Annotated in this window: 17 protein-coding genes; 10 read left to right on the top strand and 7 right to left on the bottom strand. The window is 59.7% G+C overall.

The window, feature by feature from the left end; all coding sequences use genetic code 11:
• Window positions 1-30: 30 nt before the first annotated feature.
• From PGR6_RS19345 to acnA, 3 genes are all read right to left on the bottom strand, one after another.
• Window positions 31-1596 carry a methyl-accepting chemotaxis protein gene (locus tag PGR6_RS19345; RefSeq protein WP_018925305.1) on the bottom strand — a complete coding sequence of 522 codons (1566 nt, stop codon included), beginning with the start codon at window positions 1594-1596 and terminating at the stop codon, window positions 31-33.
• A gap of 107 nt (window positions 1597-1703) precedes the next feature.
• Complete coding sequence (locus PGR6_RS19340) at window positions 1704-2495, bottom strand: CPBP family intramembrane glutamic endopeptidase (protein ID WP_018925306.1); 792 nt, start codon at window positions 2493-2495, stop codon at window positions 1704-1706.
• A 112-nt stretch (window positions 2496-2607) separates the two neighbouring features.
• The gene (acnA, locus tag PGR6_RS19335) at window positions 2608-5349 is read right to left on the bottom strand and encodes an aconitate hydratase AcnA (protein ID WP_064619107.1); all 2742 of its coding nucleotides are present in this window, start codon (window positions 5347-5349) and stop codon (window positions 2608-2610) included.
• A gap of 222 nt (window positions 5350-5571) precedes the next feature.
• Between acnA and rlmM the strand changes: the two genes are divergently transcribed.
• Together rlmM and tusA are read left to right on the top strand one after the other, a co-directional pair.
• On the top strand, window positions 5572-6645 hold the full coding sequence (gene rlmM / locus PGR6_RS19330) for a 23S rRNA (cytidine(2498)-2'-O)-methyltransferase RlmM (RefSeq protein WP_018925308.1): 1074 nt from the start codon (window positions 5572-5574) through the stop codon (window positions 6643-6645).
• A 77-nt stretch (window positions 6646-6722) separates the two neighbouring features.
• Window positions 6723-6974: a sulfurtransferase TusA gene (tusA, locus tag PGR6_RS19325; protein WP_007907805.1), complete on the top strand. Its 252-nt coding sequence runs from the start codon at window positions 6723-6725 to the stop codon at window positions 6972-6974.
• Between the two features lie 47 nt (window positions 6975-7021).
• Here tusA and PGR6_RS19320 read toward each other — a convergent pair whose 3' ends face one another.
• Complete coding sequence (locus PGR6_RS19320; RefSeq protein WP_064619104.1) at window positions 7022-8431, bottom strand: MATE family efflux transporter; 1410 nt, start codon at window positions 8429-8431, stop codon at window positions 7022-7024.
• 335 nt (window positions 8432-8766) lie between these two features.
• Between PGR6_RS19320 and pdxB the strand changes: the two genes are divergently transcribed.
• On the top strand, window positions 8767-9909 hold the full coding sequence (pdxB, locus tag PGR6_RS19315) for a 4-phosphoerythronate dehydrogenase PdxB (protein ID WP_064619101.1): 1143 nt from the start codon (window positions 8767-8769) through the stop codon (window positions 9907-9909).
• A 90-nt stretch (window positions 9910-9999) separates the two neighbouring features.
• Here pdxB and PGR6_RS19310 read toward each other — a convergent pair whose 3' ends face one another.
• Window positions 10000-10179, bottom strand: coding sequence for a PA1571 family protein (locus tag PGR6_RS19310; RefSeq protein ID WP_018925311.1), 180 nt, complete (start codon window positions 10177-10179; stop codon window positions 10000-10002).
• A gap of 267 nt (window positions 10180-10446) precedes the next feature.
• On the opposite strand from PGR6_RS19310, the gene PGR6_RS19305 reads away from it, so the two are divergent.
• Entirely contained in the window at window positions 10447-12231 is a 1785-nt protein-coding gene (locus PGR6_RS19305; protein WP_064621324.1) for an ABC transporter transmembrane domain-containing protein, read from the top strand.
• 79 nt (window positions 12232-12310) lie between these two features.
• Here the strand turns inward: PGR6_RS19305 and PGR6_RS19300 are convergent, their stop codons facing one another.
• Window positions 12311-14239 (bottom strand): transglycosylase SLT domain-containing protein, encoded by a 1929-nt coding sequence (locus tag PGR6_RS19300; RefSeq protein ID WP_018925313.1) that lies wholly within the window; start codon window positions 14237-14239, stop codon window positions 12311-12313.
• A gap of 213 nt (window positions 14240-14452) precedes the next feature.
• Here PGR6_RS19300 and PGR6_RS19295 point away from each other — a divergent pair, with 213 nt between their 5' ends.
• A complete protein-coding gene (locus tag PGR6_RS19295) occupies window positions 14453-16375 on the top strand; it encodes an ATP-binding cassette domain-containing protein (protein ID WP_018925314.1) in 1923 nt (640 codons plus the stop codon).
• A gap of 78 nt (window positions 16376-16453) precedes the next feature.
• On the opposite strand, the gene PGR6_RS19290 is transcribed toward PGR6_RS19295, so the two are convergent.
• Window positions 16454-16891, bottom strand: coding sequence for a universal stress protein (locus PGR6_RS19290; RefSeq protein ID WP_007933196.1), 438 nt, complete (start codon window positions 16889-16891; stop codon window positions 16454-16456).
• Between the two features lie 104 nt (window positions 16892-16995).
• Here PGR6_RS19290 and PGR6_RS19285 point away from each other — a divergent pair, with 104 nt between their 5' ends.
• From PGR6_RS19285 to topA, 5 genes are all read left to right on the top strand, one after another.
• On the top strand, window positions 16996-17433 hold the full coding sequence (locus PGR6_RS19285; protein ID WP_007933194.1) for a hypothetical protein: 438 nt from the start codon (window positions 16996-16998) through the stop codon (window positions 17431-17433).
• Between the two features lie 513 nt (window positions 17434-17946).
• Entirely contained in the window at window positions 17947-20094 is a 2148-nt protein-coding gene (fadB, locus tag PGR6_RS19280; protein ID WP_018925315.1) for a fatty acid oxidation complex subunit alpha FadB, read from the top strand.
• Window positions 20095-20124: 30 nt separating this feature from the next.
• Complete coding sequence (gene fadA / locus PGR6_RS19275) at window positions 20125-21300, top strand: acetyl-CoA C-acyltransferase FadA (protein ID WP_007933190.1); 1176 nt, start codon at window positions 20125-20127, stop codon at window positions 21298-21300.
• A 98-nt stretch (window positions 21301-21398) separates the two neighbouring features.
• Window positions 21399-21635 (top strand): DUF1653 domain-containing protein, encoded by a 237-nt coding sequence (locus PGR6_RS19270; RefSeq protein ID WP_007933188.1) that lies wholly within the window; start codon window positions 21399-21401, stop codon window positions 21633-21635.
• 114 nt (window positions 21636-21749) lie between these two features.
• A complete protein-coding gene (topA, locus tag PGR6_RS19265) occupies window positions 21750-24377 on the top strand; it encodes a type I DNA topoisomerase (protein WP_018925317.1) in 2628 nt (875 codons plus the stop codon).
• Window positions 24378-24403 lie beyond the last annotated feature (26 nt).

The raw sequence follows: 24403 nt of genomic DNA, 5'->3' as shown, positions 1-24403 counted from the left end.
GGCGCAGCCTGCGATCTTTTGACTTTGTTGTCAGCGGTTAAACCGCTCCACCAACGAATACTGGGTATTCGCGGTCTTGGTCAGTTCCTCACTCAGCAGCGCCGAGTTTTGTGCCTGTTCCGAGGTCTGATCAGCCAGTTGCGAGATGTTACTGATGTTGCGGCTGATTTCTTCGGCCACCGAACTTTGCTCTTCGGTCGCGGCAGCGATTTGGGTGGTCATGTCGGTGATGTGGGCTACCGCTTCGCTGATGCCCACCAGCGCCTGATCCGCTTCCAATACCCGCGCCACACCTTCTTCAGCCTGGCGATGGCCGGCCTCCATGGTTTGCACCGCCGTGCTGGCGGTTTGTTGCAGCTTGGCGATCAGGGCGTGGATCTGCCCGGTGGATTCGCTGGTGCGCTGCGCCAATTGGCGCACTTCGTCGGCCACCACCGCAAAACCACGGCCCATCTCACCGGCACGGGCGGCTTCGATCGCAGCGTTCAAGGCGAGCAGGTTGGTCTGGTCGGCAATGCCTTTGATCACATCGACCACGCCACCGATTTCGTCGCTGTCCTTGGCCAGTTGAGTGACCGTCAGACCGGTTTCACCGACCACCACCGACAGGCGTTGAATGGCTTCGCGGGTTTCACCTGCGATGTCGCGACCGCGACCGGTCAGGCGATTGGCTTCCTGAGTGGCGTCGGCGGTGCGCTGCACGTGACTGGCGACTTCCTGAGTGGTAGCGGCCATCTGATTGACGGCGGTCGCCACTTGCTCGGTTTCGACGCGCTGACGTTCCAGGCCGGTGGAGCTGTTATGGGCCAGCGTGTCGGACTGTTTCGCTTGTTCGTTCAGATGCTCGGCGGTGTCTTGCAGGCGCGTCAGGCAGGTTTTCAGGCGAGCTTCCTGGCTGAGAATGGACATTTCCAAGCGTGCCTGGGCACCGCGGCTGTCGGTGTACATCTGCGCGATCAGCGGGTCGGACGTGGTCTGTTCGGCCAGGCGCAGCAAGCGCTTGATGCCGCGCTGTTGCCAGCTCAAGCCCATCAAGCCCAACGGCACCGAAAGACCGGCGGCGAGGGCGAAGCCCCATTGCGACGTCAGGGTGGCGCCGATCATGAAGCTCAACTGGCTGACCAGAATGAACGGCAGCCAGTCCTGAAGCACCGGCAACCACTTATCCCTTTGAGGAACGGCTGACTTGCCCTGATTGATGCGTTGGTAGAGCGCTTCGGCACGGCGGATCTGCTCGGCGGTGGGCTTGACCCGCACCGACTCGTAACCGATCACCTGATTGCCTTCGAACACCGGTGTGACATAGGCGTTAACCCAGTAGTGGTCACCGGTCTTGCAGCGATTCTTGACAATGCCCATCCATGGCAAGCCTTGTTTCAGTGTGCCCCACATGTGCGCGAACACCGCAGACGGGACGTCGGGATGACGAACCAGGTTATGCGGCGCACGGATCAGTTCTTCACGCGAAAACCCGCTGATTTCGACGAAAGCATCGTTGCAGTAGGTGATCATGCCCTTGGCATCGGTGGTGGAAATCAACCGTTGCTGCGCCGGGAAGGTCCGTTCGCGTTGTGTAATGGGCTGGTTGTTACGCATGGCTTTTTCAATCCGCAAGGCTTTGATGGTGTATCGGCATCGTTGGGCATTTATTGAAGTTTTTTTTCAATAAATCAGTAACGCGTCGCAAAACGACCGCTGCGTCATCATCCCGCGAGCATCGGATACGTGAACAAGCCGAAATGCAGCAGATTCAAACCAAAATGGGTGGCGATGGCCGCACCCAGCCCACCGAACCGGTAGGCCAGGCCATAGCCGACACCGGCCAGGCTGGCCAGCAACACCCATTGCCAGCCAGCGCCCAGATGAACGAGGCCAAATAGCAATGATGCGAGCACCAGCGCGAGGCTTTCACCATAAGGCAGGTGTTTAAACTGCCGGCTCAGACCGCCCTGGATGTAGCCGCGAAACAGCGCTTCTTCCACCAGCGTCACCAGCAACAGATTGTTCAGCATCCACAGCCAGGCCTGATCCGGCCATTTCGGTGCCCAACTGATCACCCCCAGCAATAGCGCACCACCCAGAGCCAGTACGGCACTCACGGTCAGGGCGAGGGCGGTGGCATACACCGACAGGCGCAGGGAGCGCCGGCCGACAATCCATGGGCAGACCAGTAACAGCCAGAAGCCGATCAGGGGTTTGTCCTGATTCAGGTACATGGCGAACCGCACGGCATCGTCGGTGAAACGCAGGGGATCGATAGCGCGACCGTTGTAGAAACCGGGAAGCCAGTGTGTCGCCAGCGCCACCGCCAAGACGATGAACAAGCCGTGGCCGAGGTAGCGGCCGAGGGGGATCTGTTGTTGGCGAACGGCGAAACCGGCGATCAGCAGTAACCCGAAAGAAATGGCAGCCAGCCAGCCGAGATGGCCGTAGATCAAAGCCAGGCTGTAGCCGAGCGAGAGAAGTGCCAGATAGATCCATGGCAGAGCGATCATTTGAAGTCCTTGAGGGCGGAGGTGCCTGTTTTCTTGGGGCGCGCAATTATAGAGACATACACCGCCCAAACAAAAACACCGCCCGAAGGCGGTGTCGTTGTCGGCGGAGGCGTTACGAGGCAATCAACTGCCGCAACACGTAATGCAAAATCCCTCCGGCCTTGAAGTACTCCACTTCGTTCAGGGTATCGATCCGGCACAATACCTCGACCTTCTCCTGGCTGCCGTCTTCACGGGTGATGACCAGCGTCAGGTTCATCCGCGGAGTCAGTTCGACGCCCGTCAGGCCAAGAATGTCCAGGGTTTCCTTGCCAGTGAGGTTCAGGCTCTTGCGGTTCTGATCCAGCTTGAACTGCAGCGGCAACACGCCCATGCCCACCAGATTTGAACGGTGAATCCGCTCGAAGCTTTCTGCGATGACGGCTTTGACCCCCAGCAGGTTGGTGCCCTTGGCCGCCCAGTCACGGCTCGATCCAGTGCCGTATTCTTGCCCGGCGATCACCACCAGCGGCGTGCCCGATGCCTGGTAACGCATGGCCGCGTCGTAGATCGGCAGTTTTTCCCCGGTCGGAATGTAAATCGTGTTGCCGCCTTCTTCACCACCGAGCATTTCGTTGCGAATGCGGATGTTGGCGAAGGTGCCGCGCATCATCACTTCGTGGTTACCGCGACGCGAGCCGTAGGAGTTGAAGTCCCGTGGTTCCACCCCTTGTTCGCGCAGGTAACGGCCGGCAGGGCTGTCGGTCTTGATGTTGCCGGCGGGGGAGATGTGGTCGGTGGTTACCGAATCGCCGAGCAGCGCGAGGACTTTCGCCCCTTCGACATCCTTGACCACCGGCGCAGGGCCGCCAATGTCATCGAAGAAGGGCGGGTGCTGGATATACGTCGAATCGTTGTTCCAGACATAAGTCGCTGCTTGCGGCACTTCGATGGCTTGCCACTGCTCGTCGCCGGCGAACACTTCGGCGTACTCCTTGTGGAACATTGCGGTGTTCACCTGAGTTACCGCGTCGGCGATTTCCTTGGTGCTCGGCCAGATGTCTCGCAGGTAAACCGGGTGGCCGTCCTTGTCGTTTCCCAAGGGCTCGCTGCTGATGTCGATGCGCACCGTGCCGGCCAGCGCGTAGGCGACGACCAGGGGCGGGGAGGCCAGCCAGTTGGTTTTCACCAGCGGATGCACGCGGCCTTCGAAGTTGCGGTTGCCCGACAGCACCGAGGCGACGGTCAGGTCGGCTTTCTGGATGGCTTTTTCAATCGGCTCCGGCAACGGCCCGGAGTTGCCGATGCAGGTGGTGCAGCCATAACCGACCAGGGCAAAACCGAGTTGGTCGAGGTATTGGGTCAGACCGGCTGCCTTGTAATAGTCGGTGACCACTTTCGAGCCGGGGGCCAGGGAGCTCTTGACCCAGGGTTTGCGCTTGAGGCCTTTTTCCACGGCTTTTTTCGCCACCAGTCCGGCTGCCATCATCACACTGGGATTGGAGGTGTTGGTGCAGGAGGTGATCGCGGCAATCACCACCGCACCGTTTTTCAGCCGATGCGTATGGCCTTCGTGAGCGTAGTCCGCTTCACCGATCAGATCGGCGTTGCCTACCGCGACGCCACCGCCGCCCTCACTTTCGAGGCGACCTTCTTCCTTGCTGGTCGGTTTGATTTGCAGGCCGAGAAAGTCAGTGAACGCTTGCGCCACATTCGGCAACGAGACGCGGTCTTGTGGGCGTTTCGGTCCGGCGAGGCTGGCTTCGACGCTGCCCATGTCCAGGGCCAGGCTGTCGGTGAACACCGGCTCCTTGCCGGGCAGGCGCCACAGGCCCTGGGTCTTGCTGTAGGCCTCCACCAGTTTCACGGTTTCCGAGGTACGGCCGGACAGGCGCAGGTACTCCAGGGTCACCTCGTCCACCGGGAAGAAGCCGCAGGTGGCGCCGTATTCCGGAGCCATGTTCGCAATGGTCGCGCGGTCGGCCAGCGGCAGGTCGGCGAGGCCGTCGCCGTAGAACTCGACGAATTTGCCGACCACGCCTTTCTTGCGCAGCATCTGGGTGACGGTCAGCACCAGGTCGGTGGCGGTGATGCCTTCCTTGAGCTTGCCAGTGAGTTTGAAACCGATCACTTCCGGAATCAGCATCGACACCGGTTGACCCAGCATCGCCGCTTCCGCTTCGATCCCGCCGACGCCCCAGCCGAGTACGCCGAGGCCGTTGATCATGGTGGTGTGGGAGTCAGTGCCGACCAGGGTGTCGGGGAAAGCATAGGTGCGGCCGTCCTCATCCTTGGTCCAGACCGTGCGTCCTAGGTATTCAAGGTTGACCTGGTGACAGATACCGGTGCCCGGCGGCACCACGCTGAAGTTGGCGAAGGCGCTCTGACCCCAGCGCAGGAAGGCGTACCGCTCGTGGTTGCGCTGCATTTCGATGTCGACGTTCTGTTCGAAGGCGCTTGAGCTGGCGAACTTGTCGACCATCACCGAGTGGTCGATCACCAGGTCCACCGGCGACAGCGGATTGATGCGCTGTGGGTCGCCACCGGCCTTGGCCATGGCGGCGCGCATGGCGGCCAGGTCGACCACGGCCGGGACGCCGGTAAAGTCCTGCATCAATACCCGCGCGGGGCGGTATTGGATTTCGCGGTCGGAGCGACGCTCCTTGAGCCAGGCGGCAATCGCCTTGAGGTCGGCGCCGGTGACGGTTTTCTCGTCCTCCCAGCGCAGCAGGTTTTCCAGCAACACTTTCAACGACATGGGCAGCTTGTCGAGATCACCCAGGCTCTTGGCGGCTTCGGGCAAGCTGAAGTAGTGATAGGTCTTGTCGTCGACTTGTAAGGTTTTAAGGGTTTTCAGGCTATCGAGGGACGGCATTGAAATGACTCCTTTAAGTCCACACGGCTACGGACTGAGGGACGGGCAGATGTTTAAACCTAGTCCTGTTTGGTGCTTAAGGCTAATAACTGGACCCTAAGGGCAAGTCCAAGGTTCCGAACTCGGCTATCATGCGCCGGTTTTCGTGACAGGCTTTGCTTCAACGCAAGCCTGGGCATCGCGCAGTGGCGCAATTTTTCCGCCAACTGCCCAGGAGTAAGAATGAACACCCTCTTTATGCATTGCCGACCGGGCTTCGAAGGCGAAGTCTGTTCCGAGATTTCCGAACATGCCGCGCGGCTGAACGTGGCCGGTTATGCCAAGGCCAAAACCGCCAGCGCCTATGCCGAATTCATCTGCACCGAAGAAGACGGCGCCGAACGCCTGATGCGTGGCCAGCGTTTCGCCGACCTGATCTTCCCGCGCCAGTGGGCCCGTGGGATCTTTATTGATCTGCCGGAAACCGACCGCATCAGCGTGATCCTCGCCCACATGGCGGACTTCCCACTGTGCGGCAGCCTGTGGCTGGAAATGGTCGACACCAACGATGGCAAAGAGCTGTCGAACTTCTGCAAGAAGTTTGAAGTGCACCTGCGCAAGGCGTTGATGGCGGCCGGCAAACTGGTGGAAGACCCCAACAAGCCGCGCCTGCTGCTGACCTTCAAGAGCGGCCGCGAAGTGTTCATGGGGCTGGCGGAGTCGAACAACTCGGCGATGTGGCCGATGGGCATTCCGCGCCTGAAGTTCCCCCGTGAAGCGCCGAGCCGTTCGACGTTGAAGCTGGAAGAGGCGTGGCATCACTTCATTCCCCGCGACCAGTGGGATGAGCGTCTGCACAGCGACATGACCGGTGTCGACCTCGGCGCCGCCCCTGGCGGCTGGACCTGGCAACTGGTCAACCGCGGCATGCTGGTGACCGCCATCGACAACGGCCCGATGGCCGAAAGCCTGATGGATACCGGTCTGGTGCAGCACTTGATGGCCGACGGTTTCACCTTCAAGCCCAAACAGCCGGTGGACTGGATGGTCTGCGACATCGTCGAGAAGCCGGCGCGCAACGCGGCGATGCTGGAAGAATGGATTGGCGAGGGGCATTGCCGGGAAGCGGTGGTCAACCTCAAGCTGCCGATGAAACAGCGTTATGCCGAAGTGAAGCGCTTGCTGGAGCGTATTGCCGAGGGGTTCAAGGCGCGGGGCATTCGGGTTGAAATCGGCTGCAAGCAGCTGTATCACGACCGTGAAGAAGTGACCTGCCATTTGCGCCGGCTTGACGTGAAAAAACCGAAATCCCGCTGATTCATACGGTCCCGCTCCCATAGGTGACCGAACACCCGGCAATGCGCGACAATGCCGGCAAGTTTCAGGAGTAAACCATGAGTGAAATGATCGATACGCCGGTTGACGGCACCCTCGATGCCACCGGCCTCAATTGCCCGGAACCGGTGATGATGCTGCACCAGCACATCCGTGACCTGGTGCCTGGCGGCCTGCTGAAGGTGATCGCCACTGACCCGTCGACCCGTCGCGATATTCCCAAGTTCTGCGTGTTCCTCGACCACGAACTCGTCGCGCAGCATGAAGAGGCAGGCACCTACCTGTACTGGATCCGCAAGAAGCTCGCTTAACGGGCACAAAAAAGGCCTGCATGTGCAGGCCCTTTTTTTGCGCTCGCTTAACCGGCCGAACGGCTGATGCGGATCCGCTTGCGTGCGCTGCGCGCCAGGCGGATCGACAGCATCAGCGCCGCGCAACTCAAACCGACGATCAAACCCTGCCACAGCCCGCTCGGGCCGCTCGGCGCGCCGAACCAATCGGTCAGGCCCAAGGCGTAACCCACCGGCAAACCGATGCCCCAATAAGCGAACAGCGTCAGGATCATCGTCACTCGCGTGTCTTGATAGCCGCGCAGTGCACCGGCCGCCGTCACCTGGATCGCATCGGAAAACTGGAACAGCGCCGAGTACACAATCAGCATCGCGGCCACGTGAATCACCGTCGGGTCGGCGGTGTAGATCGCGGCGATGGGTTCACGCAGCAACAGCATCATGCTTGCGGAAATACACGCATAAGCCAGTGCCGTGCCCATGCCGACTCCGGCGGCGAAGCGTGCTTCGCGTGGTTCTTCGCGGCCCAGTGCCTGGCCGACCCGCACGGTCACGGCCATGCCCAGGGAGTAGGGGATCATGAACACCAGTGAGCTGAAATTCAGGGCGATCTGGTGCCCGGCGACCACAGTGGCGCCGAGGCTGCCGATCAGCAGGGCGATCACCGCAAAGATGCTCGACTCGGCGAAAACGGCGATGCCGATCGGCAGGCCGATGCCCAGCAAGCGTTTGATCACCGCCCACTGGGGCCAGTCGAATCGGCTGAACAACTGGCTCGACTGATAGGCCGGCGCCCACCGTTCCCAGCCGGCCATCCCCAGCGCCATCACCCACATCACGATTGCCGTGGCCCAGCCGCAGCCGACACCGCCCATCGCCGGCACACCAAAGTGGCCATAGATGAAAATGTAATTGAGCGGAATATTCAGCGCGAGCCCGCACAAACCAAGGACCATGGCCGGACGCGTGCGACCCAGGCCATCACTGAAACAGCGCAATACGTGATAGAACGCGACGGCGGGCAGGCCGCTGGCGATGCCGTGCAGGTACTGCATGCACGGGCCGATCAGCTCGGGATCGACCTTCATGAAATGCAGGATCGGTTCGGCGCTGAACAGTAGGCCGGTCGCCATCAAACCCACCACCAGCGCCAACCACAAGGCCTGACGCACGATCGGGCCAATCTCGCTGTGAGTGCCGGCACCGAAGCGCTGAGCGACTTTCGGGGTGGTGGCCAGCAGCGTACCGGTCATCAACAGAAACACCGGCACCCAGATCGAGTTGCCCAGCGCGACGGCCGCAAGATCGCGAGGCCCGACCCGTCCCGCCATCACCGCATCGACGAAGCCCATGGCGGTGGTCGCCAGTTGCGCGATCATGATCGGCAACGCCAGGCCGAGCAGGTTTTTCAGCTCCAGGCGAACCCGGGCCGGGCGGTTGAGGGAAATAGCGGCGGTGGGGTCAGTCACGGAATTCAAGGCGAAACGTCCAAAGGATTTTGATGCGCGAGGCGGCGCATTCTACGCCTTGACGCAATGGTCAGGAAAAATCCTGTGTTGCGGATTTGTAATCGGTTTTACAGGCATCCCCCACTCCCTGTGGCGAGGGAGCTTGCTCCCGCTGGGCTGCGCAGCAGCCCCAAAAGCAGCTGTCCAGCTCCTTCAGACACACCGCGGCATCAGTCTTTGCGACTGCTTTGCAGTCGGACGGGAGCAAGCTCCCTCGCCACAGGGGGGCGACTAAGGTGCTTAATACCTGCTGGCCCATCACCTCCATCTGCGCCTAAACTGCCGGTCCGCCAAAGGAGCCTGCCATGTTGATTGTTGCCGACGAAAATATCCCGTTGCTCGATGCCTTCTTCGAAGGTTTCGGTGAAATCCGCCGAGTGCCGGGACGTTCCATCGACCGCGCCACCGTCGAGCAGGCCGATGTACTGCTGGTGCGCTCAGTGACCAACGTCAACCGTGCATTGCTCGAAGGCAGCAACGTGCGCTTTGTCGGCACGTGCACCATCGGCACCGATCATTTGGACCTGGACTACTTTCAGCAGGCCGGCATCACCTGGTCCAGTGCGCCAGGCTGCAATGCCCGGGGTGTGGTCGATTACGTGCTGGGGAGTCTGCTGACCCTGGCCGAAATCGAAGGGGTCGACCTGGCTCAGCGCACTTACGGCGTGGTCGGCGCCGGCGAGGTGGGCGGGCGGCTGGTCAAGGTTCTGCAAGGCCTGGGCTGGAATGTGCTGGTTTGCGATCCGCCACGGCAAGCCGCTGAAGGGGGCGATTACGTCAGTCTCGAGCAGATCATCGAGCAATGCGATGTCATCAGCCTGCATACGCCGCTGGACAAGCAAGGCCCTCAGGCAACCTGGCATCTGTTCGATAAAAACCGTTTGAACCAACTCAAACCCGGCACCTGGCTGATCAACGCAAGTCGTGGCCCGGTGATCGACAACGCCGCCCTGCGTCAGGTGCTGTTGCAACGTGAAGATCTGCAAGCGGTGCTGGATGTCTGGGAGGCTGAGCCTGAAGTCGATGTAGCGCTGGCGGAGTTGTGTGTCATCGCGACGCCGCACATTGCCGGCTACAGCCTCGACGGCAAACAGCGCGGGACGGCGCAGATCTATCAGGCGTTTTGCAAATTTCTTGGGCAACCGGAACAGGTCAGCCTGAACGATTTGCTGCCAGCGCCATGGCTGTCGGCTGTTACGTTGAATGCTGATACCGATCCGGCCTGGGCGCTGGCGATGTTGTGCCGTGGCGTGTACGACCCGCGCCGTGATGACGCGGATTTCCGTCGCAGCCTCGTAGGCAATGTGAGTGAACAGCGTGCGGCGTTCGATGCGCTGCGCAAGCATTACCCGCTGCGGCGTGAGATCGATGGGTTGAAAGTGCGAATTGAAGGGCATTCGCCGGCGTTGCAGCAGATCGTGGCGGCCTTAGGCGCAACCTCGGCCTAGCAAACTGACCGGATTCCTACAAAGCCACACAAAACAGGCACCCATAAAAAACCCGGCCAACAGGGCCGGGTCAAGAAGACGGTGGCTATATCACTTTTGTTCGGCAGGCTTGACCAATCGCTTTTCCAGTTCGCGACAAGCGTCCTGGATCATGCTTTCAGTGATCGGTACTTCACGCCCATCCTCATCGATAATCGAGCAACCCAGAGACTGGTCTGGCTGTGTGCGGATCACTTGAATCTTGTCATCGCTGCTGTTTTGCAAGGACATGGCCTGTCTCCTCATCAGGTTGTGCGCTTACTGTAAAACCGCCAGGTGACCGGGCTGTGACAATTCCCTGCGATCTTTCAGGTCGGCCTCTTCAGTCCATCAGAAATACCCTGATGTTTCCACCCGGACTTTAGACCAATATTCTCTAGCCACTAGTCTAGGCGGTCATAATTAACCCGACTCATTGTGATTTACAGCGTTCAATCCGATTGAGCAGTGTAGGCTTGATCGGGTCAAAACCATGGGTTACGCCTTCGGATGATCTTCATGCTTTCTGCCCGTCACCGCCGCGCCATTCGCCTGGCCAGCCGTTTCATCACGCCTTATCGCTGGCCGGCCTTCGGCGCCTTGCTGGCGTTGATTGTCACTGCCGGCATCACCTTGTCCATGGGGCAGGGGATTCGCCTGTTGGTGGATCAGGGTTTCATGACCCAGTCGACGCATTTGCTCAATCAATCCATCGGCCTGTTCATGTTGCTGGTGATCGGTCTGGCGATTGGCACCTTTGTGCGCTTTTACCTGGTGTCGTGGATTGGCGAGCGCGTTGTCGCGGACATTCGCCGTCGGGTGTTCAACCACCTGGTCTATCTGCATCCGGGTTTTTATGAAGACAACCGCAGCTCCGAGATCCAGTCACGACTGACTGCCGACACCACGCTGCTGCAATCGGTGATCGGCTCTTCGCTATCGCTGTTCCTGCGCAACGGGCTGATGGTGATCGGCGGGATTGTCTTGTTGTTTATCACCAACCCCAAGCTGACCAGCATCGTAGTGGTCGCATTGCCGTTGGTGGTCGCGCCGATCCTGATTTTTGGCCGCCGGGTACGCACCCTGTCGCGCCAGAGCCAGGATCGGGTTGCCGATATCGGCAGTTATGTGTCCGAAACCCTGAGTCAGATCAAAACCGTGCAGGCCTACAACCATCAGGTGCAGGACGAACAGCGTTTTGCCGCGACCGTGGAAGAGGCTTTCAATACCGCCCGCAAACGCATTTTCCAGCGAGCCTGGTTGATCACCCTGGTGATCCTGCTGGTGTTGGGCGCGGTCGGGGTGATGCTCTGGGTCGGCGGAATGGACGTCATCGCCGGGCGGATTTCCGCGGGTGAGTTGGCAGCGTTCGTCTTTTACAGCCTGATCGTCGGTGGCGCCTTTGGCACATTGAGTGAAGTGATCGGCGAACTGCAGCGAGCAGCAGGGGCGGCGGAGCGGATTGCCGAGCTGTTGCGTTCGGAAAACATCATCCAGCCACCGACCCATGGGCTGGTGACCCTGCCTGAACGGGTGAAGGGCGATCTGGTGCTGCAAGATCTGCGCTTTTCCTACCCGTCGCGTCCTGAGAGCTATGCCGTCGATGGTTTGAGTCTGACGATCAATGCCGGCGAAACCCTCGCTCTGGTCGGGCCGTCAGGTGCCGGCAAATCGACGGTGTATGACCTGCTGTTGCGCTTTTACGACCCCGCTGAAGGACGCATCCTGCTGGACGGTGTGCCGCTGACCCAACTCGACCCTCTGGACCTGCGTCGCTGCTTCGCCCTCGTCTCGCAAACCCCGGCGCTGTTCTTCGGCAGCATCGAAGAGAACATTCGCTACGGCCACCCGACGGCGACTTTGGCCCAGGTCCAGGAAGCCGCCAAAATTGCCTACGCCCACGACTTCATCGAGCAAATGCCCAACGGCTACCAGACCCACCTCGGCGACGCGGGTCTCGGTTTGTCCGGCGGTCAACGCCAACGCCTGGCTATCGCCCGGGCGCTGCTGGTGGACGCGCCGATCCTGCTGCTGGACGAAGCCACCAGCGCCCTCGACGCCCAGAGCGAGCACCTGATCCAGCAAGCCCTGCCCAGCCTGATGAAAAACCGCACCACGCTGGTCATCGCCCATCGACTGGCGACAGTGAAAAACGCTGACCGAATCGCGGTGATGGACCAAGGGAAACTGGTGGCGGTGGGGACGCATCAGGAGTTGATTGCGAGCAATGCGTTGTATGCGCGATTGGCTGCGTTGCAGTTTAGTGATGGGCTCCATGCCCCAACTGACCAAGTAACCGAATAAGTAACCGACCAAGTCGAGCACCATAAAAAAAGCCCGCATCAATCGATGCGGGCATTTTTGTCAGCGTTTCAAAGCAGGCTCATTGATCGTCAAAGTAACGTTCATGCCAATCCACCAGCGGCTGCGGTGAATTGAGCTTCTGGCCGTAGATCACCGAATACGACAGCACGTTCTGCACGTACTGGCGGGTTTCGTCGAACGGGATGCTTTCCACCCACACATCGAAGCTCAGGTGGTCGGCGCCGCGCAACCATTGACGCACGCGGCCGGGGCCGGCGTTGTAGGCAGCGGAGGCGAGCACGCGGTTGCCGTTGAACTGGCTATGGACCTGGCTCAGATAAGCGGCGCCGAGCTGGATATTCTTGTCCGGATCGAGCACTTGCTGCGGCGAGGCCAGGGGAATGCTGAACTTGCGCGCGGTTTCCTTGGCGGTGCCGGGCATCAGTTGCATCAGGCCGCTGGCGCCAACGCCGGAACGGGCGTCGTCCATGAAGGCGCTTTCCTGACGAGTGATCGCGAACACCCAGCTCGAGTGCAGGCCACGGACCTTGGCTTCACGCACCAGGGTATCGCGGTGAGCCATCGGGAAGCGGATGTCCAGGTCGTCCCAGTACTGCGCCTGACTGATGGTGCGGATCGCCGGGAAATACCACTTCAGGTCGTAAGCCAGTTTCGCCTGGGCAACCATTTCATCACGGCTGAAGTGCCGGCTGACGTGGTACCACTCGCGTCGGCCGTCGACGATCTGCCCGCGTGCATGGAACTCCAGCGCGCGGCGCACACCGGGGGTATTGCGTACCTTGTTGATCAGCGCCTGGCTGAGCATCAGCGGTTTGTTGATCAGCGAATAGGGAGACTGCGAGCGATCGGCCGCCAGGAAGCCGTAGAAGTCGCGTTCGCGAGCCAGGCCCTTGTAAAGCGTTTGCGCTTGCGGATTCTGTGGCTGCGCCAACTCCAGGGTGCGAGCCTGCCAATAACGCCAGCGGTTGGTGGTGGCCAGGTCCTGAGGCAGGCGGCGGGTCAACTGATAGGCGTCGTCCCAACGGGCCAGACGCAACAGCAGGCGCAAGCGCCATTCCGAAACGGTGTTGTCCCGCAGCTCCGGGTCGTATTTGGTCATCACGTCCAGCGCGCGACTGTCGAATCGTCGAGCGAGGGTCAGCCCGATTTCCCGGGCGATCGCGACTTTTTCGTCCCGGGAGAAGTGCATGCTGCTGGCGTAGCCGTCGAGCAGGGCCATGGCCCTGTCCGGATCCTGACGGGCCAGGCGGCGCAGGCCAAGGCTGACGATGTCGGACATCGGCTCATCGGCCGGGGTAAAGCGCGACGGCTGATTCAGCAGTTCGGGTTTCTGCGCCACATCCACCAGCAGGCGACCGCGCGGGGCGAGGGTCGTCAGGCCATTGATCAGGCTGTTGGCCAGCGGGTAGTTGCCGGCCTGGGCGGCGAGCTTGGTGCGTTCCCAGCGTTTCTGTTCAGTCAGTTGACCATCGGCGGCCCACATGCCGAACACTGCATCGCATGCCTCGGGCCGGGTTTTGCCGCTCAGCCAGAGTTTGTCGGCGTTGGCGTAACCTTCGGTCTTACGGTTATGGCTGATCTGATACTGCGCGTTCAGGCAGTCCAGTTCGGTGAAATTGAGCTTGGGGTCATAATATTTGACGAACGTTTCCCAATCGCCGCGTTCGGCCAGCCAGCGCAACCAGCGCAATTTCATCCAGTTGGCTTGTGGCAGGTCGCCGTGTTCGGCGAGGAAGTTCTCGATTTCGGCATTGTTTGCGGTTTTCAGCCGCGCGGTCAGTTCGTCATAAGCCAGGTAGGGGGTCAGCGGATAATCGCTGAGCGCCTGGCTATAACGGAAATAAGGGCCGGAATCGCCCTTGGCCAAGGCACGCTTGGCTTCGTCGTAATACTGGCGTTGGGTAGACAGGTCTACCGCCTGGGCGGATTGAACGGCAGCGGCTGTAAGAAGCAAACATGAAAAAAGACTGAAAAGGCGACTGCGCATGAGACATCCGGGCAGAAAAATCATGACAAGTGCTGGTAAGACCGGCACCTAATTATATGTAGCTTAGCCTTTTGCCAGCAGCGGGTGAAAGCTTTGCCGACATGCCAGCATAAGTTCGCAACAATTGTTGTGCAGAGTGCTTCGACATTGAAATTGCCGGCCTTCTGTAGCCTCAAGTCAGGTAGAATGCGCGCCCGGTTTTTGGAGAAGCTCATGACCCTGCTCAAATTCAGCGATGTGTCCCTTGCTTTCGGCGCTATGCCGTTGTTGGACAAGGTGTCCTGGCAGATCGCCCGTGGTGAGCGGGTGTGCATCATCGGCCGCAACGGCACTGGCAAGTCCAGCATGATGAAGCTCGTCAAGGGCGACCAGAAGCCCGACGATGGCTCCGTTTGGCGCGCACCCGGCCTCAAGATTGGTGAATTGCCGCAAGAATTGCCGGTAGCCGACGAGCGGACCGTGTTCGACGTGGTCGCCGAAGGCCTCGACGGCGTTGGTGCGTTGCTTGCCGAATATCACCATCTGAGCCAGAACATCGTCACTGACGCCGATCTGGACAAGCTGATGCACGTCCAGCACGACCTCGAAGCCCGAGATGGCTGGCGCTTGCAGCAACTGGTCGACAGCACCTTGAGCCGTCTGCAGTTGCCTGCCGACAAGACCCTCGCCGAATTGTCCGGCGGCTGGCGTCGTCGCGTCCTGTTGGCTCAGGCGCTGGTTTCCGAACCGGACCTGCTGCTGCTCGACGAACCGACCAACCACCTGGACATCGGTGCCATCGCCTGGCTTGAAGAAGCGCTGAAGGATTTCCAGGGCGCCGTACTGTTCATCACGCACGACCGTTCATTCCTGCAGAACCTTGCAACCCGTATCCTGGAACTGGATCGCGGCGGCTTGATCGACTGGAACGGCGATTACGCCAGCTTCCTCGTGCACAAAGAGGCCACACTGGCCGCTGAAGAAACCGCCAACGCGCTGTTCGATAAAAAACTGGCCCAGGAAGAAGTCTGGATCCGCCAGGGCATCAAGGCGCGTCGCACCCGTAACGAAGGCCGTGTCCGTGCACTGAAAGCCCTGCGCGTCGAGCGTAGCGAGCGTCGTGAGCGTACCGGCAAGGCCAACATTCAGCTCGATACCGCCGACAAGTCCGGCAAGCAGGTGATGGTGCTCGAGAACGTGAGTTTCGCTCACCCGGGCGGCCCGTTCCTGATCAAGGATTTCTCGATGGTCCTGCAGCGCGGCGACCGCATCGGTCTGCTCGGCGCCAACGGTACCGGCAAGACCACGCTGTTGAAGCTGATGCTCAACGGTCTGCAACCGACCAGCGGCACAGTGGAAGAGGGGACGCGCATCGACGTGGCCTATTTCGACCAGTTGCGCCATCAGTTGGACCTGGAAAAGACCGTGATCGACAACGTCGCTGAAGGTCGCGACTTCATCGATATCGATGGCCAGAGCCGTCACGTGCTGAGCTACCTTGGCGACTTCCTGTTCAGCCCGCAGCGTGCCCGCACGCCGGTCAAGGCGTTGTCCGGTGGTGAGCGTGCGCGTCTGCTGCTGGCCAAACTGTTCAGCAAACCGGCGAACCTGCTGGTGCTCGACGAACCGACCAACGACCTCGACGTGGAAACCCTAGAACTGCTGGAAGAGGTCTTGCTGACCTTCAACGGCACTGTGCTGATGGTCAGCCACGACCGGGCATTCCTCGACAACGTGGTCACCAGCACCCTGGTCTTCGAAGGTGAAGGCAAGGTTCGCGAATATGTCGGTGGTTATCAGGACTGGCTGCGTCAGGGCGGCTCGCCGCGCCTGCTGGGTGTGACCGAGAGCAAGTCCGGCAAAGCCGACCTGAATTCGGCTGTCGTGACGGCCGAACCTGCGCCGGTTGCTGCAGTGGAAACGCCAGCGCCGGTGGCGAAAAAGAAACTCAGCTACAAGTTGCAGCGTGAGCTGGAAGCCTTGCCTGGCCAGATCGAAGCCATGGAGCAGCAGATCGCGGTGGTTGAAGCGCAGATGGCGGACGCCGGCTTCTATCAGCGTCCTCCTGCCGAGACGGCTGCAGTGATCGCTCAGCTTGAGCAGTTACAGGCTGAACTCGACGTGATGGTCGAGCGCTGGGCCGAACTGGATGCCTGATTGATCCGGCTATAAAAAAGCCCGGCTTCACTCGTGTGAATGCCGGGCTTTTCGTAAGGGGTTTATTGTTGCTTGTTGTCAGCTTTTTTGCAGGCGCACGGCAAGTACATCGCAAGGCGCGCCGTGCAGCACGTCATTGGCAGTGGAGCCGAGCAACAGTGCCAGGCCATGCCGGCCATGACTGCCCACCACGATCAGGTCGCACGTTTGCTCCTTGGCGAGATGGTGAATCTCCTGTCGCGGCTGGCCGTAGGTCAAGTGGCTGTATTCCTTGGAGAGCTCCGGGTATTTCAGGATCAATCGCTCAAGGCGCTCCTTGGCCTGATCGAACTGTTGCTGTTGCAATTGGGAAAGGTCCATCGGCACGTCGCCGCCAAAGGCCATGGCCATCGGCTCGACGATATGCACCAGGGACAGCTTTGCGCCATTGCTCACCGAAAGTTCGCGGGCGCGGTGGATTACAGGATCGCACTCTTCGGTTAGATCTACAGCGACCAGAATATGGTGGTAGGGCATGAGGTGCTCCTCCTGAGGATTGCAATATTGGTAAGTATGGCTGGTTTCAAGCGCATTGGTTTCAACGTGACCCAATGGGCTCATCAAGAATCGGGAGTACAGATATGACGGTCTGGATAGTGGTGTCAATCCTGCTGGTGGTGCTGAGCCCGCTGGCCTGGTTGCGACCGTCTCGTGTCCAGAGCGGTCGCATGGCTCTGCGCATGGAGGCGCGGCGCATCGGCCTTGCCATGCAATTGGCGCCCCAGGAGTGGCCGCACTGGCTGAGCCAGGAGCCGCCAAGCCCTTGCGCCCAGTACCACCGACCGCGCCGTGGCACTCAGCCAGCGTGCTGGAGCTATTGGCAGAAGGCGCCGGGTGTGTGGGTCAATCAGTGGCAGGAAGTCTGCGAGGATGGAGTGCTTCTGAATCATTTCGAAAAACTGCCTGCCAACGTCTACAAGGTCGAGGCAGACAAGCAAATGATTGCCCTGTATTGGGGCGAGAAGGGCGAAGCCGAGGTTCTGCAACAGATCGACGCTACGCTCAAGGCACTCGCCTGAACCCCGATCTGTTACGGAAGGCAATAAAAAGCCCGACATCATCATCGGGCTGAGGTTGGCCAGGCAGGCCGGTAATTCTTTGTGGCACAGATCTTACGCTTGGCATTCGTCAAAAGCGTTCAATTTTTTCTTCAGGATCCCGCCAGCGTAGCCTGTTAAACACAGGTTGCCGCGAATTAGGGCGACTTTTCTAACTATTGATTCTATGAATGGCCTCACATGCATCTGCATGTTGCAGGGCTTCGTGGTACGGAAGTGACCGGAAAGTCGCGTTTCAACCAGTATTTTGGGCGATTGACAATTGCCGGAAATTCCGTGAAGGTGACACACCCAAATCAAACGGGCGTATGAATTGAGCGTTTGTATTACAGACTGCTCCTACAGAATCCCGACTATCGCGTTGGCGGGTGTGCCGGGTGAGTTGGCGTTAGCATTGACGATAAACGTCCCTGCCGAGCCAGCCGCCTGCGTCCGACGTGTACTGTTCAGCTTCCATATCGTGGAGATCAGTTGATGATTTACGAAGGTAAAGCCATCACGGTTAAGGCTCTTGAAAGTGGCATCGTCGAACTGAAGTTCGACCTCAAGGGTGAGTCCGTCAACAAGTTCAACCGTCTTACCCTGAACGAGCTGCGTCAGGCTGTAGACACCATCAAGGCAGATGCTTCGATCAAGGGTGTGATCGTCAGCAGTGGCAAGGACGTATTCATCGTCGGCGCCGACATCACCGAATTCGTCGACAACTTCAAGCTGCCGGATGCCGAGCTTGTTGCTGGCAACCTCGAAGCCAACAAGATTTTCAGCGATTTCGAAGACCTCAACGTCCCGACTGTTGCCGCGATCAATGGCATCGCACTGGGTGGCGGTCTGGAAATGTGCCTGGCGGCGGATTTCCGCGTCATGGCCAGCACCGCCAAAATCGGTCTGCCGGAAGTCAAGCTGGGCATCTACCCAGGCTTCGGCGGTACCGTGCGCCTGCCGCGTATCATCGGTGCCGACAACGCCATCGAATGGATTGCCGCCGGTAAGGAAAACCGCGCTGAAGACGCACTGAAAGTCGGTGCCGTCGACGCGGTGGTCGACTCGCAGAAGTTGCACGAAGCGGCGCTGAACCTGATCAAAGGCGCCATCTCCGGTACGTTTGACTACAAGGCCAAGCGTCAGCCGAAGCTCGAAAAGCTCAAGCTCAACGCCATCGAACAAATGATGTCGTTCGAAACCGCCAAAGGTTTCGTGGCCGGCCAAGCGGGCCCGAACTACCCGGCGCCGGTCGAAGCGATCAAGACCATCCAGAAAGCTGCGAACTTCGGTCGCGACAAGGCCTTGGAAGTCGAAGCCGCCGGTTTCGTCAAACTGGCCAAGACCTCTGCCGCACAGAGCTTGATCGGTCTGTTCCTGAACGATCAGGAGCTGAAGAAAAAGGCCAAGGCCTACGACGAAATCGCCAAGGAAGTGAAGCAGGCCGCCGTATTGGGCGCCGGCATCATGGGTGGCGGTATCGCTTATCAGTCGGCCTCCAAAGGCACGCCGATCCTGATGAAGGACATCAACGAGCACGGTATCGAGCAAGGTCTGGCCGAAGCCGCCAAGCTGCTGGTTGGCCGCGTTGATAAAGGTCGCATGACCCCGGCGAAGATGGCCGAAGTGCTCAACGGCATTCGTCCGACCCTGTCCTACGGCGATTTCGGTCACGTCGATCTGGTGGTCGAAGCCGTGGTCGAGAACCCGAAGGTCAAGCAAGCCGTTCTGGCCGAAGTCGAAGACAAGGTCAAAGAGGACACCATTCTGGCGTCCAACACCTCGACCATTTCCATCACCTTGCTGGCCAAAGCCCTCAAGCGTCCGGAAAACTTCGTCGGCATGCACTTCTTCAACCCGGTGCACATGATGCCGCTGGTTGAAGTGATCCGTGGCGAGAAGTCCAGCGAAGTAGCCGTTGCCACCACCGTTGCCTACGCCAAGAAAATGGGCAAGAACCCGATCGTCGTCAACGACTGCCCGGGCTTCCTGGTCAACCGTGTGCTGTTCCCGTACTTCGGCGGTTTCGCCAAGCTGGTCAGCGCCGGCGTGGACTTCGTCCGCATCGACAAGGTCATGGAGAAGTTCGGCTGGCCAATGGGCCCGGCATACCTGATGGACGTGGTCGGCATCGACACCGGCCACCATGGTCGTGACGTCATGGCTGAAGGCTTCCCGGATCGCATGAAGGACGATCGCCGTTCGGCCGTCGACGTGCTCTATGAAGCCAAGCGCCTGGGCCAGAAAAATGGCAAGGGTTTCTACGCCTACGAGACCGACAAGCGCGGCAAGCAGAAGAAAGTCGCCGATCCGTCGGTGCTGGAAGTGCTCAAGCCGATCGTTTTCCAACAGCTCGAAGTCACTGACGAAGACATCATCAACTGGATGATGATCCCGCTGTGCCTGGAAACCGTGCGCTGCCTGGAAGACGGCATCGTCGAAACCGCCGCCGAAGCCGACATGGGTCTGGTCTACGGTATTGGTTTCCCTCCATTCCGTGGCGGTGCGCTGCGCTACATCGATTCGATCGGTGTTGCAGAGTTCGTTGCCCTGGCTGACCAGTACGCTGATTTGGGCGCGCTGTACCACCCGACCGCGAAGCTGCGTGAAATGGCCAAGAACGGTCAGAGCTTCTTCGGTTAAGCGCCCACACTAGAGCGAGAGTGAAAGTATATGAGCTTGAATCCTAGAGACGTCGTGATTGTCGACTTCGGTCGTACGCCGATGGGCCGCTCCAAGGGCGGCATGCACCGCAACACCCGCGCCGAAGACATGTCGGCACACCTGATCAGCAAATTGCTGGAACGCAACGTCAAGGTCGACCCGAGCGAAGTCGAAGACGTGATCTGGGGCTGCGTTAACCAGACCCTGGAGCAGGGCTGGAACATCGCCCGCATGGCGTCCCTGATGACTCAGATTCCACACACCTCGGCCGGCCAGACCGTCAGCCGTCTGTGTGGCTCGTCGATGAGTGCGCTGCACACTGCCGCGCAAGCGATCATGACCGGCAACGGTGACGTGTTCGTCGTTGGCGGCGTCGAGCATATGGGTCATGTGAGCATGATGCACGGTGTCGATCCGAACCCGCACATGTCCCTGTACGCGGCGAAAGCCTCGGGCATGATGGGCCTGACTGCGGAAATGCTCGGCAAAATGCACGGCATTACTCGCGAACAGCAGGACGCCTTTGGCGTGCGCTCCCACCAACTCGCCCACAAGGCGACCGTGGAAGGCAAGTTCAAGGACGAAATCATCCCGATGCAGGGCTACGACGAGAACGGTTTCCTGAAACTGTTCGACTACGACGAAACCATTCGTCCGGAAACCACCCTGGAAAGCCTGGCGGCTCTGAAACCAGCGTTTAATCCGAAGGGCGGCACCGTGACCGCTGGTACTTCGTCGCAGATCACCGACGGTGCTTCGTGCATGATCGTGATGTCGGCACAGCGTGCCCAGGACCTGGGCATCCAGCCGCTGGCGGTGATTCGCTCGATGGCAGTGGCAGGTGTGGACCCGGCGATCATGGGCTATGGTCCAGTACCGGCAACGCAGAAAGCATTGAAGCGCGCGGGTCTTGGCATCAACGATATCGACTTCTTCGAGCTCAACGAAGCTTTCGCTGCACAGGCCCTGCCAGTGCTGAAAGATTTGAAAGTGCTCGACAAGATGAACGAGAAGGTTAACCTGCACGGCGGCGCGATCGCCCTGGGTCACCCGTTCGGTTGCTCCGGTGCACGTATTTCGGGCACCTTGCTGAACGTGATGAAGCAGAATGGCGGCACCTTTGGGGTGGCTACCATGTGCATTGGTCTCGGCCAAGGTATCTCCACCGTCTTCGAACGCGTTTAAGCGTTTCGTCGATGGAAGCCGGGGCCAAGTGCCCCGGTTTTTGTTTTTCCGAATTTATTTTGTTTTTATTTTGAAAAAATTTGAGTGAGGGCCAAAGCATGCCGATACAACCTGGGCTCTACCAACATTACAAAGGTCCGCAGTACCGCGTATTCAGTGTTGCGCGGCATTCGGAGACCGAAGAAGAAGTAGTCTTCTACCAAGCCCTGTATGGCGATTACGGCTTTTGGGTACGTCCCTTGAGCATGTTCCTGGAGTCGGTCGAGGTTGACGGCGAACAGGTGCCACGCTTTGCTTTGGTGCAAGCCGAACCGAGCATTTTTCCGCAGCCATAAGGGGAGTGCGCGCAGAACCCTGCGCTTGACCTCACCTTGTAGCCACTATATATAGCGGTGCCGCGTCAGGCGCCAACCGCCTTTCACTTCTAGAATTCAGGAATTTTCTGATCCATGGGCAAATCGCTGGTCATTGTGGAATCCCCGGCTAAGGCCAAGACCATCAACAAGTATCTGGGTAACCAATACGTGGTGAAGTCGAGTATCGGCCATATCCGAGACCTGCCCACCAGCGGTTCGGCTAGCGCCAGCAAAGAGCCTGCCGCCAAGCGTGGCAAGGCCGCCGCAGGCGAAGGTCCGGTGCTCACGCCGAAAGAGAAAGCGCGCAAGCAGCTGGTCTCGCGCATGGGTGTCGATCCCGATCATGGCTGGAAAGCCAAGTACGAGATCCTCCCGGGCAAGGAAAAGGTTATCGAAGAGCTGCGCCGGCTCGCCAAAGATGCTGACACCATCTATCTCGCAACCGACTTGGATCGCGAGGGGGAAGCCATTGCCTGGCACCTGCGCGAAGCCATCGGTGGTGACGACAGCCGCTACAAGCGCGTGGTGTTCAACGAAATCACCAAAAAAGCGATCCAGGAAGCTTTCTCCCAGCCGGGCGAGCTGGACATCGATCGCGTAAACGCTCAGCAGGCGCGTCGCTTCCTCGACCGCGTGGTGGGTTACATGGTTTCGCCGCTGCTGTGGGCCAAGGTTGCTCGTGGCCTGTCCGCCGGTCGCGTGCAATCGGTTGCCGTGAAGCTGGTGGTTGAGCGTGAGCGCGAAATCCGCGCGTTCAACCCGGAAGAGTACTGGGAAGTTCACGCTGACCTCGGCACCGCCAAGGGCGCGACTGTGCGCTTCGACGTGGCTCGCGAGAAAGGCGAAGCCTTCAAGCCGCTCAACGAAGCCCAGGCCATGGCCGCGCTGGAGAAGCTCAAGGCTTCCAGCTACAGCATCGTCAAGCGCGAAGACAAACCGACCAGCAGCAAGCCGTCGGCACCGTTCATCACCTCCACCCTGCAGCAGGCCGCGAGCAACCGCCTGGGCTTCGGTGTGAAGAAAACCATGATGATGGCCCAGCGTCTGTACGAAGCCGGCTACATCACTTATATGCGTACCGACTCCACCAACCTCTCGGCCGATGCCGTGACGATGGCGCGTACTTATATTGAAGGCGAATTCGGCAAGAAGTACCTGCCGGAAACCCCGAACGTCTACAGCAGCAAGGAAGGCGCACAAGAGGCTCACGAAGCGATTCGTCCGTCTGACGCCAATACCGAGCCAAGCAAGCTGTCGGGCATGGAGCGTGATGCCGAGCGGCTTTACGAGCTGATCTGGCGCCAGTTCCTCGCCTGCCAGATGCTGCCGGCCCAATACCTGTCGACCACGGTCACCGTCGGTGCCGGTGACTTCGAGTTGCGCGCCAAGGGCCGCATCCTGAAGTTCGACGGTTACACCCGCGTCATGCCGCAAATCACCAAGCCTGGTGATGACGATGTGCTGCCGGACATGGCCCAGGGCGATGCGATGAAGCTGATCAAGCTTGATCCGACCCAGCACTTCACCAAGCCGCCGGCGCGTTACTCGGAAGCGAGCCTGGTAAAGGAAATGGAAAAACGCGGCATCGGTCGTCCTTCGACCTACGCGGCGATCATTTCGACCATCCAGGACCGCGGCTACGTGGCGCTGCACAACCGTCGTTTCTATTCGGAAAAGATGGGCGACATCGTCACCGAGCGTCTGGCCGAGAGCTTCTCCAATCTCATGGACTACGGCTTCACCGCCGGCATGGAAGAGAATCTCGATGACGTGGCCCAGGGCGAGCGCGACTGGAAAAACGTGCTCGACGAGTTCTACGGCGACTTCAAGAAGAAACTCGAAGTGGCCGAAAGCGCCGAAGGCGGCATGCGCGCCAACCAGCCGGTAATGACTGATATTCCATGTGTGGTGTGCGGTCGTCCGATGCAGATTCGTACTGCATCGACCGGCGTGTTCCTCGGTTGCTCGGGCTACAGCCTGCCGCCAAAAGAGCGCTGCAAGGCCACCGTCAACCTGGTGCCGGGCGACGAAATCGCTGCGGACGACGAGGGCGAGTCGGAGTCGCTGGTTCTGCGCGGCAAGCACCGTTGCCCGATCTGCAGCACGGCGATGGACGCTTACCTGCTCGACGAGAAGCGCAAGCTGCACATCTGCGGTAACAACCCGGATTGCGCAGGCTACGAGATCGAAGAGGGCGCTTACCGCATCAAGGGCTACGAAGGTCCGAGCCTGGAATGCGACAAGTGCGGCAGCGAGATGCAGCTCAAGACCGGCCGTTTCGGCAAGTTCTTCGGTTGCACCAACGCAACCTGCAAGAACACCCGCAAGCTGCTGAAAAGCGGTGATGCGGCGCCGCCGAAGATGGATCCGGTGAAGATGCCTGAGCTCAAATGCGAAAAGGTCAACGACACCTATATCCTGCGTGACGGTGCTTCCGGCCTGTTCCTGGCGGCCAGCCAGTTCCCGAAAAACCGCGAGACCCGTGCGCCATTGGTCGTCGAGATCGTGCCGCACAAGGATGAGATCGATCCGAAGTACCACTTCCTCTGCGAAGCACCGAAGAAAGATCCTGACGGTCTGCCAGCAGTGATCCGTTACAGCCGCAAGACCAAAGAGCAATACGTGCAGACGGAAGTCGACGGTAAGCCGACTGGCTGGAAAGCGTATTACGATGGTGGCAAGTGGACGGTTGAAGACAAGCGTCCAGCAGCCAAGGCTTAAAAGCCGCTGCACATAAAAAGGCCGCA

Source organism: Pseudomonas sp. GR 6-02, from assembly GCF_001655615.1.
In the GTDB taxonomy this organism is placed as follows: Bacteria; Pseudomonadota; Gammaproteobacteria; order Pseudomonadales; family Pseudomonadaceae; genus Aquipseudomonas.
Note: the sequence above shows the minus strand (reverse complement) of the source record. Positions and strands in the feature narration are given on the sequence as shown.